General features: G+C 68.9%; 13 protein-coding genes. 7 read left to right on the plus strand and 6 right to left on the minus strand.

Annotated features, from left to right (window positions below; genetic code table 11):
• Positions 1-139: 139 nt before the first annotated feature.
• On the minus strand, positions 140-2,098 hold the full coding sequence (locus tag ACWGUG_RS14060; RefSeq protein ID WP_452325045.1) for an AAA family ATPase: 1,959 nt from the start codon (positions 2,096-2,098) through the stop codon (positions 140-142).
• A gap of 148 nt (positions 2,099-2,246) precedes the next feature.
• On the opposite strand from ACWGUG_RS14060, the gene ACWGUG_RS14065 reads away from it, so the two are divergent.
• Positions 2,247-2,483 carry a hypothetical protein gene (locus ACWGUG_RS14065; RefSeq protein WP_452325046.1) on the plus strand — a complete coding sequence of 79 codons (237 nt, stop codon included), beginning with the start codon at positions 2,247-2,249 and terminating at the stop codon, positions 2,481-2,483.
• A gap of 1,300 nt (positions 2,484-3,783) precedes the next feature.
• Positions 3,784-4,137, plus strand: coding sequence for a DUF7882 family protein (locus ACWGUG_RS14070; RefSeq protein ID WP_452325047.1), 354 nt, complete (start codon positions 3,784-3,786; stop codon positions 4,135-4,137).
• A gap of 11 nt (positions 4,138-4,148) precedes the next feature.
• Here ACWGUG_RS14070 and ACWGUG_RS14075 read toward each other — a convergent pair whose 3' ends face one another.
• Positions 4,149-5,213 carry a diacylglycerol/lipid kinase family protein gene (locus tag ACWGUG_RS14075; RefSeq protein WP_452325048.1) on the minus strand — a complete coding sequence of 355 codons (1,065 nt, stop codon included), beginning with the start codon at positions 5,211-5,213 and terminating at the stop codon, positions 4,149-4,151.
• 398 nt (positions 5,214-5,611) lie between these two features.
• Here ACWGUG_RS14075 and ACWGUG_RS14080 point away from each other — a divergent pair, with 398 nt between their 5' ends.
• Together ACWGUG_RS14080 and ACWGUG_RS14085 are read left to right on the plus strand one after the other, a co-directional pair.
• Complete coding sequence (locus ACWGUG_RS14080; protein ID WP_336396611.1) at positions 5,612-5,875, plus strand: hypothetical protein; 264 nt, start codon at positions 5,612-5,614, stop codon at positions 5,873-5,875.
• Positions 5,876-5,981: 106 nt separating this feature from the next.
• Positions 5,982-8,654, plus strand: a complete 2,673-nt coding sequence (locus ACWGUG_RS14085) for an AMP-binding protein (RefSeq protein ID WP_452325049.1) — start codon at positions 5,982-5,984, stop codon at positions 8,652-8,654.
• Here ACWGUG_RS14085 and ACWGUG_RS14090 read toward each other — a convergent pair.
• The 4 genes from ACWGUG_RS14090 to ACWGUG_RS14105 all read right to left on the minus strand — a co-directional run bounded on the left by ACWGUG_RS14090 (position 8,614) and on the right by ACWGUG_RS14105 (position 12,643).
• The gene (locus ACWGUG_RS14090) at positions 8,614-9,744 is read right to left on the minus strand and encodes an ABC transporter ATP-binding protein (protein WP_378881830.1); all 1,131 of its coding nucleotides are present in this window, start codon (positions 9,742-9,744) and stop codon (positions 8,614-8,616) included. The two genes, ACWGUG_RS14085 and ACWGUG_RS14090, sit on opposite strands and share 41 nt — an antisense overlap.
• Positions 9,741-11,231: an ABC transporter permease gene (locus tag ACWGUG_RS14095; protein WP_452325050.1), complete on the minus strand. Its 1,491-nt coding sequence runs from the start codon at positions 11,229-11,231 to the stop codon at positions 9,741-9,743. The genes ACWGUG_RS14090 and ACWGUG_RS14095 overlap by 4 nt, the downstream gene beginning before the upstream one ends.
• A 62-nt stretch (positions 11,232-11,293) precedes the next feature.
• Positions 11,294-12,346, minus strand: coding sequence for an iron ABC transporter substrate-binding protein (locus tag ACWGUG_RS14100; protein WP_452325051.1), 1,053 nt, complete (start codon positions 12,344-12,346; stop codon positions 11,294-11,296).
• Positions 12,347-12,445: 99 nt separating this feature from the next.
• A complete protein-coding gene (locus ACWGUG_RS14105; protein ID WP_336396616.1) occupies positions 12,446-12,643 on the minus strand; it encodes a hypothetical protein in 198 nt (65 codons plus the stop codon).
• A gap of 66 nt (positions 12,644-12,709) precedes the next feature.
• On the opposite strand from ACWGUG_RS14105, the gene ACWGUG_RS14110 reads away from it, so the two are divergent.
• The 3 genes from ACWGUG_RS14110 to ACWGUG_RS14120 are packed head-to-tail and all read left to right on the plus strand — an operon-like array spanning position 12,710 to position 14,490.
• Entirely contained in the window at positions 12,710-13,045 is a 336-nt protein-coding gene (locus ACWGUG_RS14110; RefSeq protein ID WP_378881838.1) for a DUF2188 domain-containing protein, read from the plus strand.
• Between the two features lie 12 nt (positions 13,046-13,057).
• Positions 13,058-13,759: an ANTAR domain-containing protein gene (locus tag ACWGUG_RS14115; protein ID WP_378881840.1), complete on the plus strand. Its 702-nt coding sequence runs from the start codon at positions 13,058-13,060 to the stop codon at positions 13,757-13,759.
• Positions 13,756-14,490: a GAF and ANTAR domain-containing protein gene (locus ACWGUG_RS14120; RefSeq protein ID WP_452325052.1), complete on the plus strand. Its 735-nt coding sequence runs from the start codon at positions 13,756-13,758 to the stop codon at positions 14,488-14,490. Before ACWGUG_RS14115 ends, ACWGUG_RS14120 begins: the two co-directional genes overlap by 4 nt.
• Positions 14,491-14,549 lie beyond the last annotated feature (59 nt).

Genomic DNA, 14,549 nt, shown 5'->3' on the forward strand with positions numbered 1-14,549 from the left:
CTCGGTTCAGAGCGGAAGCGGTAGCAGCTCCAGGCTGCCTTGGAGGTTCTCGTCACATCAGGACGCCCAGATCAAACAACGTCCCTGGGCACTACACCTAGGGGAGCGTCGCCTCGGCCCGCACCAACACCCGATGCGCTCACACGTCCGCGGACGAGCGTCGGCCGTCAAGTAGCCGAATGAACTCTTCGTGCAGGGCGCGTAATGCCGGACCGGCGCCCTTCGCGAGGCGCACTCGGCGATGGTCAGGCTCGCCCGGCGATCGTGCGTCGAGATCGCCAATGATGCGCTCAGCGACATCGACCGCAGAAGGAGGATCGATGCCCCAATTGTTAGCGCAAAGCTCCTCCAGCTGAGGCTTCAGCGGACCCGGCGCCAGCGCCAAGTCTGCGACGGTCTCGGGTCGCCCCGCGAGGCCCAGGAAGATCTGAACGTAATAATCCCGGTCGAGTAGATCCTCCGCAGCCTTATCCTTGGGGAGCGATTTGATGCGGTCTTCATCGACCCCTGCCTCGACCAGTTGCCTCGTCCACTCTGCACCCTGTGCATCACCATCAACGAGGTAGGCGACCTTGACTCCGTAGTCATCCAGCCCTCCGAGGCGCTCCTTCGAGGTAGTCGAGATTCCCGGAACAATTTGAAAGTCCAACTCCTGCAACTTCGTTGCCGCTCGGAACAAGGTCGGCAGGAGGATCATGTCGCTCGGCCCCTCTGCGACAATCGCTCGGCGGACTCGCGAGAAGGCGGCGGCGCTCGCCCCCATCAGAAACAAGATTGGACTCGCGCCGAACGCGTTAGCCGCCTCGACGGTCCAGAAGTCTCTCCGAACCTGGCTCGAGTTCGAATCTGTGACATCCGGTTGAACGAAGATCACGCCCGTCCCAAGATCCGGTGGCAGGCAACCCGGTGAGTGCGTTGTGTAGATGATCTGACCGACTTCAGAAGACGTCTGCAGGACTGATATCAAGTCCGCTTGCGCGTCCCAGTGCAACCGTGTCTCGGCTTCATCGAGCAGCAGGATCGGCGGAACGGCGCCTCCTCGGGTTGCAAGGAACGCCGTCAACGCAACGAAGGTGCGAAGCCCGTCACTACGCTCATCGAACGAAATAGTCTTTCCACCCGGGCCGCGATCACGAACCAGGACGGTGATGCGATCTGACTCGAATCCGAGCTTCACTGCGATGGGGTGCTGTGTCCAAGCGTTCGCGAACACATGCTCGAGAGTGTCGGTGGCCTCATCCTGAGCGGTCGAGACCGCGGTTCGGCGAGATGAGTCGGGCAAAATGTCGACAAGCGTGGTGCCCGCCAGGGATAGGAGATTCTGGAGAGCTTTGGGTACCGAACTCTCGAGGTCCTGGAGAAGGTACTCCGCTTCGAGGCGCCGATCAGCGTCATCGAATAACTCGAATCGCGGCCGTCGTTCCTGCAAGTGCTCCGTTATCAATGCGGCGGGATCAGGCTCGGCTGCCACGAGTTCGGTCGCGCGGACTACGGGATCGAAGAGATCTGGGCTCGCCAGAGTAGATCCGAGCTGTTCCGCAATCTGAGCCCGCAGAGTCGTCAATTCATCAGGGGTGATCGTGAGATTCTTTGCGGCGACCTCGGCCTCCAGCCGCTCGTACTGATCGGAGATCTCGACTCGGCGCTGATTGTCTTCCTCCGACAAGTCATCGGACACCGCGAGGGCGTCGCTCACGATCGAATTAAAGGTGTTCAGCGATCGCGTGATGGCTGTCCAGACGTCGGGCTTGTAACTGGGGAGCGCGTCGAACTCGAACTCGCGAGCCCCGTTGGCGCGCTTCTTGAGGACCACTCTGGCTGGTCGATGGGTCCATGGCCGGTCGGCGAAGGGTGCGGAGTCGGCGTCATCCAGGAGGTACTCAGCCTCAAGCACCACATCTTCGTCGGCGACGACAGAAGATCGATTCCGCACGGCGAAGGGAACCGGCAAATCGTCGTTCAGGGCGAGGAGCGCGCGTAGAATGGTGGACTTGCCTGCTTCGTTCGGCCCCAGGATAGCCGTTAGCTTTCGCTCCGTGGAGAACGACGAATGGCGCAGTCGTCCGTACCCGGCGATTTGCACTCTCACAAGCCTCATGACTGGACCCTATCGGGACGGTGGGCGGCGTCGCTCCGGCGCGTCGCGACAATGTCGCAAGGGACGCAGAGCGCACGGCAGAGGACCGGCATTGCGTCCGCTCAAGATCTCCCGCACGGTCGGCGATCGGGGATGTACTCTCGGCCATGTGACAATCAAGCTGCCGCATGCTGTGGGGGAAAGGGTCGAGATCGACTACCGAGGAGTACACGCGACCATCCACCTCGAGGGTCGCGTATACGTCGTCGAAGTGGACGGGCGCGAAACAGGTTCCTTCATTCGTGATGGCGAACGCTATGTGGCTCGCACCGGCCGCGGAGAGCGGTCGCGCGACACGACTGTCGCTTCCCTCGAGGATGCGGTGTTCTACGCCACGCGTTGGTAGGGAGCACTTCCTCGTCATCTTGATATCGGCGCCCGAAGAGGAACGCCCGCAAACGGCGCACGAGGGTATCGACCCCGACCGCGAGTTTGACGTGCTCTTGTGGGGGCGCAACTGGACACAAGCCGGTGGACCCTTTCGACCCGGGTCTCAACGTCGGTTCGTACATGATTGGCGACAACGTGTGCGTCCCGCTCACCGCACTGTGAGCGGATATGTTGACGTGCCTGCGGAGTCGCGGTGACCACGGTGGCCTCGCCTCCAACGATGCTCGCCTCCTGACAACGACTGGATGACGACCGGGCCGATGAGGAACTCGCGCTACCGAATGGACTTGAGCGTGCGCTACGCCGGTGCCACGCGCATCAAGGGCTACTGGCTGCCGCTCCTTGCGCAGATGGCATTCATCCTCATCATCGGTGGCCTGATGTTTTGGCTCATGGGGTCCGTCCCCCAACGGGAGTTCAGAGGTCTAGCCGAGTTCCAAGTCTTCGGAGTCAGAGAGCATCTCCTCGAAGCTCGAGGGTGCTTCTGCGGTTCGCATCGATGCCACCGCGCGGAGCGCAGGCGATTGCTCCCGGAGGTTGTCATACGCGAACTCGGCTGCCCGATGCGATCGGACGTGTCGCAGGAGCCAATCCCATGAGTGGACGTCGATCCGGCTTTGGTCTCCGCTATTGAGACGCGCGGGTTGCGGATCGGTGACGGGGTCGTCACGACCGATTATCACGAGACCTGGCGCTCGATTCGTGATCCCGTGCAGTCCAAGCCCGGTCTGTGCGTAGCCGACGTGCAGCGTTAGCCACTCGCGCCAGTCTTGGATCTGATCTATCGCATGCCTCGTCGCTCCAGAGAGGCGACCTGCCCGGGTGAGAATTCGGTGTCGAGGTGCCTCGAGCTCGACCGTGACCACGATGTCTATCTCGACACTCGAGTCTCGTGCGGGTCCCTCGCCCACGCTCTCGGCGGGTGGGCAGGGCCGGGTCGGGCTTTCGCGGGGTTCGCCCGGGCAGACCACGAACAGGTTGGCCCACGTCTCGCCGCTAACCCGGAAGCAGCGGCGCGGTAGGAAGAGGTAGCCGCGCGGTCAATGCTCGCGCTGCCAGCGCGGGCCCCCGCGCCTCGGAGATCGTAGCGACGCGCAAGCTCGTCCTCATACTCATAGGCGGCCGGCCGCGGCGCATCGGGCCCGAGCGCTCGCCCTTGCGGGGCCTATGGACGCGACATACTCTGAAGTGAGTGCCCCAGACCCCGGTCAACTCCACCGACCCGACGGCGTGGGAACGCGGACTGGAAAACCACGATGGGCACCTTCACGTATGGCCAGCTGGGGCAAGGCTCCGTGATCGACGACCGCATGCTGCTGCATCTGCAGGTCGTCATCGTCACCAAGCTGCGCCGTGGCGAACGGTTTCTGTTCCGGTGCGACATGGATGAGCACATCCGCTCCGCGGAAAGCTTCTGGATGTCACCGGACATTCCCCTGAGGTTCGCGTTCGACCGACCCACCGCCGCGACGATCAACCCGGCCTGGCTGGCGATCCTGGCCGCCGCCGCCGCCACCACCGCCGGCCTGTGGCTCATTCCCGAACCTGTCGACCTGTCGCTCGACGGTGCCGCGCACCGAGAACCAGAGTTGGCCCGCGTCGGCACCTGATACGTTCCGCGTCAGTCGCTGGATTCGGCGGGCACCCGCACAGTGAGCTGTCGCGGCTCCACCCAGGTGCGGATGGCCACCGCGCGGCCGAACTCGTCGCCGTCGAGCTCGATCAGCTCGGGGCGACTCACGATGAGGGTGAACAGGGCTCCCCTGATGTAGTTGAGGGCGTCCACCTCCTTGGTGCGGAACTTCCGGCCCAAGCGGGTGCGGCTGAGCACGCCGTTCTCCCAGATGATCTTCGTCACGATCTGCGCCCAGCTGATGAATCCTTCGGGCCGGAGCAGGACGATGTCCAGCAGACCGTCGTCGACGGCCGCGTCCGGCAGGAGCAGCACATTCGCTTGCAGCGAACCGCAGTTGCCGATGATGATCGTGTGCGCGCGCAACGACCGCACTCGGTGTCCGTCCAGGCGGTAGCGCACCCTGAGCTGGTTCTTGTCGCGCAACGCGGTCGCGATGGCCTTCACGTAGGCGAGCCAGCCGACCTTGGCCTTCAGCTCGTCATCGGTGTGAGCGAGCATCTTCGCGTCGAGTCCGAGCCCCGCCATGACCAGATAAGCGTGGCGGTCGACAGTGCCGTCTTCGCGGCGGATCTCGATCATCCCGAGATCGATCTGCCGATCCTCCCCCGTGAACGCGGAGTGGATGGAGTGCTCGAGATCATCCAGCGTGAGCTTCAGATTCCGGGCGAGGAGGTTGCCGGTGCCGGAAGGCAGCAGAGCCAGCGAGACAGGCCGCGCGCGCACGGCTTCGGCCACAGCCCGCACCGTGCCATCACCGCCAGCGACGATGATCATCGTCGCGCCCTGGGCAAGCGCCTCCTCGGTCATGCCCTGCCCCGGGTCTTCGGCGCTGGTCTCGAACCACAGCGTCTCACCCCAGCCCGCAGCCGTCTGCTCGGCCGCGACGACGGCCCTGATCGCCGGCAGGTCGACCTTGATCGGGTTGTAGATGACGGCTGCCAGTTGTGTGGATCGCGCGGCATCCCCGCTCCGGCGGTCGGTATCCGCTACATCAGTCATGGCGTGGCCTCGTCCATCGGTTGGTGCGTTCCTCTGTCCAGTCGCGATCATCGGCGTTGTCGCCGACGAGCCGGGCGCGCGTGCACCCTTGCTACGAGCGAATCAGACTGTCTGGATATGCGCGCCCCCCTTGCTTTTCGCGCCCACCGTCGCGACACATACTCGTCGGTCTGTTCATAGCGTCGGCCGTGATCGACAGCAATGAAGACGCGCAGGGATTCGGTGTCAGCAGAGTCCTCGCCGAATACGGCCGCGTCGGTCAGTTCGGCGCGGGCGCGGCATCCGATCCGGTGTTCACCGCAGGCGGGCATGCCCCCGGGACGGCGTCGCAGGAATGGGCGGAGCAGGCGGCCCGTCATCACCGGGCACTGAGCACGGACATCGGCCGTGCGCAACCCCCGAGGTGGTGCCGGTTCAGCCGACGTACCGTGCGGGGGAAGGGAGATTACGTGCACGCAATCGATCTGATCATCGGCGACTACGTCCATCGCCTCCCGATGGACGTCGACGAGGCAGCTGTGCTGGCGCAGCTGATGGCGGGGATCCTCGCGGGCGGAGGTGTCGTCGACCTGCCGACGGCGTCGACGAGCGCGTCCGTGTCGGTTCTCATCAGTCCCGGCGTTCCCGTGTTCGTCGAGCGCATGGAGATTCCGGACGCACCCGGCGAGGAGCAGGCACTCCCCGGTGATCACTCCGAGTGGCCGTTCCGCTGAGCTCCTCGCGAGCGGCTGACGCGGACGAGCAGGTTAGGATAGCCATACCTGCCCTGCCCGTCGCGTGCTCCCGCCAGCCGCACCCTCGGAGGAATCCCCCACCTCGATGACTGCGACCGCCACCGCGCCCGGCCTCTCGCTTCTGGGAGGTAGCCCGGACCACCCGGCATTGATCGCCGACGGCGTTCGCGTGGATTACGACGAGTTGCGCGAGCGTGTGGCACGTCGTCGCGACGAGATGGGCGGCATCCGTCGACTCGTCATGATCGCGGCGAGCAATGCGGTCGAACCGATCGTGACGTACCTCGCAGCCCTGGAGGGCGGACACCCGGTGCTGCTGGTGGACGGGTCCGGCGAGGAGGGCGCGCGAGCGCACCGCGCCGCCCTCATCGCCCGGTTCGACCCCGATCTCGTCGCCGCGGACGGCCCGTCGGGCTGGGTGCTCGAGGAGCGTCGCGTCGGCAGCCGGCACGATTTCCACCCGGATCTCGCGGTGCTGTCGAGCACGTCGGGGTCGACCGGGTCTCCCAAGCTCGTGCGGCTGTCGGCGGAGAACGTGCGCAGCAACGCGGCGGCCATCGGCGAGTACCTGCGGCTGAGCCCCGCGGACCGTGCGGCGACCACGCTTCCGCTGCAGTACTGCTACGGACTCTCGGTGGTCAACAGTCACCTGCTCGCGGGCGCCAGTGTGGTGCTCACCGGCAGGTCGGTCGCCGATGAGGAGTTCTGGATCCAGGCGCGCCGCGACGGGGTGACGTCGTTCGCCGGGGTGCCGTACACCTTCGACCTCCTCGATGCGGCGGGCTTCGCCGCGCGCGAGCTGCCCTCGCTCCGCTACGTCACCCAGGCGGGCGGGCGCATGGCGCCCGAATCGGTGCGGCGGATCGCGCAGCTCGGCCGAGAGCGCGGCTTCGAGCTGTTCGTGATGTACGGGCAGACAGAGGCGACGGCGCGCATGGCATACCTCCCGCCGGACCTGGCCGCGACCCACGCGGGCTCGATCGGCCGGCCGATCCCCGGCGGGTCCTTCCGCATCGACGCCGTCGACGAAAGCGGAACCGGGGAGCTGGTCTACCAGGGCCCGAACGTCATGATGGGGTACGCGCACACTCCCGAGGACTTCGCGCTCGGTCCCAGCCTGACCGAGCTGCGCACGGGCGACGTGGGACGACGACGCGACGACGGCCTGTACGAGATCGTCGGCCGGATCAACCGCTTCGTGAAGGTCTTCGGCCTGCGCCTCGACCTCGACCGCATCGAGCAGCTGCTGGCCGAGGAGGGCATCGAGGCGCGCGCGACGAGCGCCGACGAGCGCCTGCTGCTCTTCGCGACATCGGAACGCACGGCCGAGCGGGCCCGCGCTCGCGCCGCCGCGCTGACCGGCCTGCCGCCGCGCGTGATCTCGGCATACGCCGTCGCCGAGTTCCCTCGCACGTCCAACGGGAAGCGCGACTATGCCGCTCTCGCGCGGTACGCCGAGCTGCGCGACCCTGCGATCCGCGCGAGCGAGGCGACCGCGCCACCGGGCGACGCGGTGACGGCCGAACGCGTGCGCGATCTCTACGCGGCACTGCTGGGAGAGCCGGATGCCGGGCTCGACGACTCGTTCGCGGGGCTCGGCGGCGACTCGCTCAGCTACGTCGAGATCTCGCTGCGACTCGGGGAGATGCTCGGATCGATGCCGCGGGACTGGCCGGCCCTCACGCCGCGGGAGCTGGCAGCGCGGCACCGGCCACCGGCACCGCCTGCCCCGTCGGCAGACGGCAGAGCCGCACCGACGACCGGGAGCGAGCTGCCGGCAGCGACCGCTCCCCCGGCGCGCCAGGCCTCTCCACCGCGCCGCAGAGTCTGGACGCGGCTGGAGACGCCGGTGCTGCTGCGCGCGGCCGCGATCTTCCTCATCGTCGCCACGCATGCCGACCTCCTCACCCTGCAGGGCGGCGCACACCTGCTGCTCGCCGTCGCCGGGTACAACCTGGCGAGGTTCCAGCTGGCGCCCGTCGCCGGCACGACGCGGCTGCGGCGCCTGGGACGCAGCGCGTCCCAGCTGGTGGTGCCGGCCGTGCTCTGGATCGGAGCGGTCGCGCTCGTCACCGGGCAGTACGCGCCGACGACGGTCGCACTGGTCAACAACTTCGTCCCCGGCGACGGCCGGTGGAGCGAACAGTGGCAGTTCTGGTTCCTCGAGGCGATGGTGTGGGCCATCGCCGGTGCGGCCCTGCTGTTCGCGGTGCGCCCGGTCGACCGGCTGGAGCGGCGCGCGCCCTTCACGTTCGCGCTCGTGGTCTTCAGTGCCGCGCTCGCCGCGCGGTTCGCACTCACCGGCCTCACCGCCGAGCACGTCGAGCGCTACACCGCCCCCGTCGTGCTCTGGCTGGTCGCGCTCGGCTGGCTGGTCGCGCGGGCCGACACCACGGCACGGCGGCTGGCGGTGTCGGCGCTCGCCGTGGCATCCGCGTATGGCTTCTTCGGCGACCCCGGGCGCGAGGCGATCGTCGTCGGCGGCATCCTGGCGCTCCTGTGGATTCGAGCCGTCCCGGTGCCGCGCGTCGCCGTGCCGGTGCTCGTCACGGTCGCCGCCGCGTCGCTGTTCGTGTATCTCACGCACTGGCAGGTCTACCCGCCGTTCGAGCAGAGCGCGCCGTGGCTCGGGACGCTGCTCTCGTTCGTGGTCGGCGTGCTCGCCTACCGGGCCTATGCCACCGCCAGCGGTGCCGCGCCAGCCGTGATGAAGAGGCTCAAAGCGGGGCGGAAGCGGTCCCGGGCCCTCCAGCCGTGACGATGCTCCCCGTCGTGGCGGCGGCCGCGGAGTAGAGCACGACACCGCCTTCGACGACCACCCGCACCGCCGTGCCGGGAGCGAACGCCGCGGCACGGTGCTGGGGAACCCGGTACACCAGCTCGGTCGCGAGCTCCCCCGCCCCGACGCGCAGGCGCAGGTCGGCGGTCGACCCCGCGGGACGCACGGCCGTCACGACCGCGTTGGCCACCGCGGCGAGTGCGGCGGCGGCACCGTGCGTGGCCGCGGCGACCCGCAGCTGCGCCGGCCGGACCATCGCGCGCACGTGCTCCGCTCCGCCGGAGAGATCGTGCCGGACGGCGAGGCGGCCGAATCCGCACTCGACGCCGTCGGCGTCGACGTGGGCGGGGATGACGAGGGCGTCGCCGAGGAAGAGCGCCACCGAGGCGTCGACAGGCGCGTCGTACACGGCCATCGGGTCGCCCGACTGCACCAGCCGGCCGCCGACGAGCACGCCGACCTGGTGGCCGAACGAGAGCGCCTCCTCCTGGTCGTGCGTGACCAGAACGGCGGTGACGCCGCTGCGCTCCAGCACCTCGATGACGGCGTCCCGGGTGGACGAGCGCAGTCCGGTGTCGAGGGCGCTGAACGGCTCGTCGAGGAGGATCATGCGGGGCTGCTGGGCGAGCGCCCGGACCAGGGCGACTCGCTGCTGCTGCCCGCCGGACAGCTCGTGCGGCATGCGATCGGCGTAGGCCGGGGGCAGCGCGGCGAGCTCGAGCAGCTCCCGCACTCTCTGGACGCGGCCGGGGCCGCGGGGCAGGCCGAAGGCGATGTTGCGCCCCACCGACAGATGCGGGAACAGCGCGCCGTCCTGCGCCACGTAGCCGATGCCGCGGCGGTGGGTAGGGACGCTGCGGCCGGGTCGCGACAGCTCGTCGCCGCCCAGGCTGATGACGCCGGCGTCGGGATCCACGAAACCCGCGACGAGACGCAGCAGCGTCGTCTTCCCGCTGCCCGAGGCGCCGACCAGTGCAAGGCGCGTGCCGCGCGGCACCTCGAGCGAGACGTCGCGCAGCACCTCGGTGTCGCCGAAGGCCTTCGACACGCCGTCCAGTCGCAGGGTCATCGAACGGTCCTCCCCGTCGCGTGGGTGAACATCAGCGCGACCGCCGGCACCGACAGCAGCACGAGCAGCACCGCGTGCGGCGCCGCGGCGGGATAGTCGAGAGCGGATGCCGCAGACCAGAAGCTCGTCGCCACGGTGCTGGTGCCCGTGGGGGCGAGCAGGAGGGTGGCGGTGAGCTCGTTCGCCGCGCCCAGCGCCACGAGGGCGGCTCCCGCTCCGATCGCCGGGAGCAGGAGAGGCACGGTGACGCGCATGCGGGCGGCCGCCGGGCTCACCGCCAACGCGCGCGCGGCCTCCTCGAGCGACTCCGGGACCTGCGAGAGGCCGGCTCGAAGCGGCACCAGTGCGCGCGGGAGGAAGATGACGACGTACGCCGCCACGACGGTGAACGGGGTCTGGTACAGCGCCGGTGCGAACGCGAGCGTGGCGGCGACGAGCGCCAGCGCGACGATGATGGCCGGCAGGCTGCTGGCGAGGTACGCCGCCCCCTCGAGCACCCGTGAGACCCGTCCCGGATAGCGCACGGCGAGCCACGCGAACGGCAGCGCGACGGCGATCGTGCACACCGCCCCGGCCAGTGCGAGACCCAGCGTCTGCAGCGCGGCCACCCCGACCTCTGCGAACGCAGCCGGATCGGCCCGCATCAGCCACCGCCCGACGCTGCTGAGCGGCACCACGAGCGCACCCGTCAGCACCACCGCGACGGCGATCAGCGATGGTGCGGTGAAGCGGCCCAGCCGCAGCGTGGCGGCGGGGTGGGGCGAGCCGCTCCCCAGGCGGGCATACCGGGCGCGGCCGCGCGCGGCCGACTCCGCGACGAGCAGCAGGAGGCACAGCAGCGCCAGCACCAGGCCGAGCGCGGCGGCGTTCGGACCGGCGAAGGTGCTCTGGTAGGCGACCACGATCGCCGTGGTGAACGTGTCGAAGCGCAGGAACGCGAACGCTCCGTACTCGGCGAGGAGGTGCAGCGCGACCACCAGCGCCCCGCCCAGCACCGCCAGACGCAGCTGAGGCGCGACGACGCGGAAGAACACCGCCCACGACCCCATGCCGAGCGTGCGGGCCGTCTCCTCCAGCGCCGGATCCAGGCCGCGGATGGCGGCGAGCGCCGGCAGGTACACCAGCGGGAAGTACGCCAGCGTCGCCACCAGCACGGCGGCCCACAGCCCGTTGAGGGAGGGGATCGCGCTCGCCCAGCCGTAGCTGGCGACGAACGCCGGGATGGCCAGCGGAGCGGCGAGCGCGACCTTGATGACGGCGCGGCCGGGAAGCGTCGTACGCTGCACCAGCCACGCCCCGCCCACCCCGAGGAAGATCGTGGCCGGCACGCCGATGAGCACCAGCAGCACGGTGTTCACCAGCAGCTCGCCGACCTTGGGCCGCAGCACGAGCGCCGACAGCTGGTCCCAACCCATCGCCACGGCGGCCTGGACGACGTACACGATGGGCACCAGCGCGCCGAGCGCGAGCACCACGACGACAGCCACGAGCGCGGCGGGCGGGCGCCTCTCGGCCGCTCCGCCCGCCGTCGCGCGCGTGTGCAGCTGGGTCAGAGGAGTCCGGCTTCCGTCATGAGCTCGATGACGGCGGGACCGTTGAGCGTGGAGGGGTCGATGACGGGAGCGCCGAGCTCGGCGAGCGCGGGCAGCTCGGTCTTGGCCGAGACGCCCGAGGCGACGGGGTACTCGAAGCTGTAGCCCTCGCCGAGGATGGCCTGGCCCTGCGCCCCGGCGAGGAACGCCAGGAACTGCTGGGCCTCGTCGGCGTGCGGCGCGTTCTCGAGCACGCCGCCGCCCGACACGCTGACGAACGCACCTGGGTCCTGGTTGCCGAAGTAATGCAGCGCCGTGTTCGAGCTGTCCTCGGCGGCGGCATCCTGATCCCGGTACCAGTAGTAGTGGTAGATGATCCCGACCGGCACCTCGCCGGCGTTGACGGCCTTCATCGTGACGATGTTGTTGCGGTACTCCACGGCGTTCTCGGCCATGCCCTCGAGCCACTCCCGCGCGCCGTCCTCGCCCTGCGTGGCGAGCACCGCGGACACGATCGCCTGGAAGTCCGCCTTGGCGGGCGCGGCACCCCAGCGTCCCTTCCATTCCGGCTCGGCGAGATCGAGAAGCGACGCCGGAAGCTCATCCTCGGAGATGAGGTCGGGGTTGTAGACCAGCACCGTGGAGCGAGCGGCGATGCCGGTCCACAGGCCGGACGCGGGCCGGTACTGCTCCGGCACCAGGGCGAGCGTGCCGTCGTCGACCGGTGCGAAAAGGCCTGCTTCCTCGACGAGCGACATCGCGGGCGAGTTCTCGGTCAGGAACACATCGGCCTTCGACGCCGTGCCCTCCTGCACGAGCTGGTTCGCCAGCTCGCTGTCATCGCCGTTGCGCAGCACCACGTCGATGCCGGTCTCAGCGGTGAACGCCTCGGCCCATTCCTCGGTCAGCTGCTCGTGCTGGGCGTTGTAGACGACGAGGGCGTCGGCGTCAGCGGCGGTGTCCGCACCGCCCGCGCCGCCGGCGCAGCCGGCGAGTGCGAGGACGGCGAGGACCGCCGAACCGGCGAGGAGGCGGCCGGGGCGCGCGGACAAGCGCGGGCGTGAAGGCATGGGAGATCTCCTGGGGACGAGACAGGTAAGGCTAGCCTAATGCACACCGCTTCCCGGTTACGACGACGTCGCCGCCCCGGACATCATGATGCCGGCCTGTCAGAGCCGCCTCACGTAGACGGCGACGCCGTCCTGGTCTTCGACGTCCAGACGGAACTCCTCGCCGTGGAACCAGGCCTCGGTCGGGATCGAGCCGTCGGACTCTCGATCCCGAAGCTCGACGCCCACGGTGAGCCGGACCTGCCCGCCGACGCTCACTTCATCGAACTGAGCGGTGTACGGCTCGCCGGATTCCATTCTGTGAGGCTACGCCCGCGGGCGCTTGTCTGTGAGCCGCACATGTTCACGGCGTACGGTCAGGTCATGACGACAGCGGGCGGTCACGGCGAACTCGAAGATCAGGACGCGCCCGGCCTGCCGGGCGGGTCAGGTCCCGCGAGCTTTCCGCCCCGGTCACGGAGGACCGAGCCAGGCGGTCGCCGCCGTGGCGAGATCTGGGTGGTGGCGCGGAACGAGTCACGAGGCGGATGGGATGTCTGCAAGGGCCACGCACGGCGGCCGTCGGCGCATTACGACACCGAGGCGGAGGCCGTCGAGGCGGCGGCCGCGATCGTCCTCCGCCGCGAACGCGGTGAGGTCCTGATCCAAGGCCCGGACGGCACGCTCGTGCCGCACCCATCCGGTGCGGGGGGCGACTAACCTCTCAGTTGTATGAGCGACAGCGTGGGCGACGTCATGCAGGCTCTCGATCGTGGATCGTTCCGGCCTGCCGACTACAGCGCGCCCTTCGTCCGCCTCTTCCCCGTGAGCGGCGCGTCGGTGTCCACACTGGGCGACGTGCTGGGCAGCGAGACGCTGTCGGCGTCGGACGATCGCGCCGCCCGACTGGACGAATGGCAGATGGACCTCGGTGAGGGGCCGTGCTGGGACGCGCTGCGCTCGATGGCACCCGTCGAGGAGCCGAGCTTCGCGACCGCGGGCCGCACCCGCTGGCCCGCCTTCTCGGCTGCCAGCAGCGCGGAGTCCGTGGCGTCGATCTTCGCGTTCCCGCTCGCCGTCGGGCCGCTGCGTCTGGGCGCCGTCGACCTCTATTCGCTGATGCCGGTCGCGCTGACCACGCGGCACACCGGGGAGGCATCCGCCATCGCGGACGCCATCGGACGCGACATCCTCACCCGTGCGATCGGTGAACAGGGCGACCTCAGCTCCACGAGCCCCGCCTCTCGCCGAGTGGTCCACCAGGCGACCGGCATGGTGCTCGCACAGTTGCAGGTCGGTCCGGACGCCGCGCTTCTGGCCATCCAGGGTCACGCCTTCGCCTCCGGACGCGCGGTCGCCGAGATCGCCGAGGACATCGTTCAGAGGCGCCTGCGGTTCGTGAACCACGATGGCCGTATCGAGGTGGAGCAATGAGCGCCATCGTGCGAGAGGCCGAGCTGGTGCGAACGTTCGCGAAGCTCGCCGACACGCTCGTCGCCGAATACGACGTCGTCGACCTCCTCCAGGTGCTGGTCGACGCCTGCCGTGACATCCTCGGCGCGTCCGCGGCGGGAATCCTCCTCGCCGGCGACGACAATCGCCTCGAGCTCGTGGCGTCGACCAGCGAAGCGAGCCGGCTCGTCGAACTCATCCAGCTCGCCGCGCAGGCCGGTCCCTGCATCGAGGCGTTCGGCACGGGCGAAGTGGTGACGGTGCCCCGGATCTCGGAGTCGCCTCCGGAGTGGTCCGCCTTCCGCGAGAGCGCCGTCGAGCTGGGGTTCGGGGCGGTCACGGCGATCCCGATGAAGCTTCGCGAACACATCATCGGCACGCTCAATCTCCTCGTCACCGGAGACGGCCCCCTGGAGGAATCCGACCTGACCGCGGCCCGGGCCTTCGCCGACGTGGCGACGATCGGCATCCTCCAGGAGCGTTCCATCCGGCGGGGCGAGCAGCTGACGGCACAGTTGCAGCACGCGCTGCGGAGCAGGGTGATCATCGAACAGGCCAAGGGAGTGGTCGCCCACACTCACGGCGTCGCCATCGACGAGGCGTTCGAGATCATCCGTGCGTATGCACGCAGCCACCAGCAGAGTCTCAGCGGCGTGGCGGCAAGGCTCGTGAGCCGCGAACTGGTGATCGACCCGAGACAGCTGTCGAGCTGAGCTACCCTCGGACGCTGTCCCCCGACACCTCCGCGCCCCCGACGGTCAGTCTGCTCACC

Source organism: Microbacterium sp. NPDC055455 (assembly GCF_053619935.1).

Coding starts and splice junctions, on each gene's coding strand:
- ACWGUG_RS14060 (WP_452325045.1), bottom strand. CDS start 2,098: ATGAGGCTTGTGAGAGTGCAAATCGCCGGGTACGGACGACTGCGCCAT.
- ACWGUG_RS14070 (WP_452325047.1), top strand. CDS start 3,784: ATGGGCACCTTCACGTATGGCCAGCTGGGGCAAGGCTCCGTGATCGAC.
- ACWGUG_RS14075 (WP_452325048.1), bottom strand. CDS start 5,213: ATGATCGCGACTGGACAGAGGAACGCACCAACCGATGGACGAGGCCAC.
- ACWGUG_RS14085 (WP_452325049.1), top strand. CDS start 5,982: ATGACTGCGACCGCCACCGCGCCCGGCCTCTCGCTTCTGGGAGGTAGC.
- ACWGUG_RS14090 (WP_378881830.1), bottom strand. CDS start 9,744: ATGACCCTGCGACTGGACGGCGTGTCGAAGGCCTTCGGCGACACCGAG.
- ACWGUG_RS14100 (WP_452325051.1), bottom strand. CDS start 12,346: ATGCCTTCACGCCCGCGCTTGTCCGCGCGCCCCGGCCGCCTCCTCGCC.
- ACWGUG_RS14105 (WP_336396616.1), bottom strand. CDS start 12,643: ATGGAATCCGGCGAGCCGTACACCGCTCAGTTCGATGAAGTGAGCGTC.
- ACWGUG_RS14110 (WP_378881838.1), top strand. CDS start 12,710: ATGACGACAGCGGGCGGTCACGGCGAACTCGAAGATCAGGACGCGCCC.
- ACWGUG_RS14115 (WP_378881840.1), top strand. CDS start 13,058: ATGAGCGACAGCGTGGGCGACGTCATGCAGGCTCTCGATCGTGGATCG.
- ACWGUG_RS14120 (WP_452325052.1), top strand. CDS start 13,756: ATGAGCGCCATCGTGCGAGAGGCCGAGCTGGTGCGAACGTTCGCGAAG.